This is a genomic window from Desertibacillus haloalkaliphilus, from assembly GCF_019039105.1.
GTDB lineage: Bacteria > Bacillota > Bacilli > Bacillales > KJ1-10-99 > Desertibacillus > Desertibacillus haloalkaliphilus.
This window is the reverse complement of the sequence record NZ_JAHPIV010000294.1, coordinates 1-388: the sequence shown is the minus strand read 5'-3', so window position 1 is coordinate 388 and position 388 is coordinate 1. Positions and strand designations below refer to the sequence as shown.

General features: G+C 37.6%; 1 protein-coding gene. It reads left to right on the top strand.

Annotated elements, in window-relative coordinates; translation table 11 throughout:
• On the top strand, positions 1 to 388 hold a 388-nt coding region (locus tag KH400_RS22000; RefSeq protein ID WP_217228266.1), incomplete at both ends, for an LTA synthase family protein.

Genomic DNA, 388 nt, shown 5'->3' with positions numbered 1-388 from the left:
ATAAAACATTCTGGAATCGTGATGTGATGTATGAATCTCTTGGGATTGACCGCTTTTATGATGTCGATTCATTTGATGTCAATGAACAGAATTCGACTGGCTGGGGCTTAAAAGATATCGACTTTTTTGACCAATCCATTGATTATTTAAAAAAGCTGAAGGCGCCTTATTACAGCACGTTTATTACCTTAACCAATCACTTCCCATTTGAAATTGATCCAAAGGATCAGTTCATTGATGAATATGATTCGACTAGCACCATTTTAAACCGCTATGTGACCACCGTCCGCTATCAAGATGAAGCCATCAAAAGGTTCTTTGAACGAATGAAAGAAGAAGGACTATATGAAAATACAATGTTTGTCCTGATGGGAGACCACTATGGCAT